A 655-nucleotide genomic window follows, 5' to 3' on the forward strand; every position below is an offset into this window, starting at 1 on the left:
CATCCTGGCCGGGCCGCCGTTGGCGCTGTTCGACCGGGCCCGCGACGCGGTGCGCGACTGGCGGCAGAAGCAGGACACCTGAACCACCCGTAACCCCGAGCGGAGAAGGAGGAGACCGACATGGGGTTTCCCGAGCAGCAGCAGAAAGTCCCCGGCATCCAGGCCAAGATGACCCCGGTGCCGGACTGCGGTGAGGACAGCTACCGCGGGTCCGGCAAATTGACCGGCAAGGCCGCCGTCATCACCGGCGCCGACAGCGGCATCGGGCGGGCGGTGGCGATCGCCTACGCGCGCGAGGGCGCGGACGTGCTGATCTCCTACCTCGATGAGGACGAGGACGCGAAGGAAGTCGCCGACCTGGTGACGGCGGCGGGTCGCAAAGCGGTGCTCGTGCCGGGCGACCTGTCCGAGGCGGCGCACTGCCGGGCCGTGATCGATCGGGCGGTGCGGGAATTCGGGAAGATCGACGTGCTGGTCAGCAACGCCGCCTTCCAGATGACGCACGAGACGTTGGAGGAGATCAGCGACGAGGAATTCGAGCACACCGTCAAACTGAACATCAACGCGTACTTCTATCTGGTGAAGGCGGCGCTGCCGCACATGCCCCCCGGATCGTCGATCATCGGCAGCTCCTCGGTGAACTCCGACATGCCCT

At 67.3% G+C, this 655-nt stretch carries 1 protein-coding gene; it reads left to right on the top strand.

The features are described 5' to 3' along the window. Window positions 1-120 precede the first annotated feature (120 nt). On the top strand, window positions 121-655 hold a 535-nt coding region (locus HOV91_RS39235; RefSeq protein WP_174190205.1), incomplete at its 3' end, for an SDR family NAD(P)-dependent oxidoreductase.

This window comes from Nocardia barduliensis, assembly GCF_013315795.1.
GTDB lineage: Bacteria > Actinomycetota > Actinomycetes > Mycobacteriales > Mycobacteriaceae > Nocardia > Nocardia barduliensis.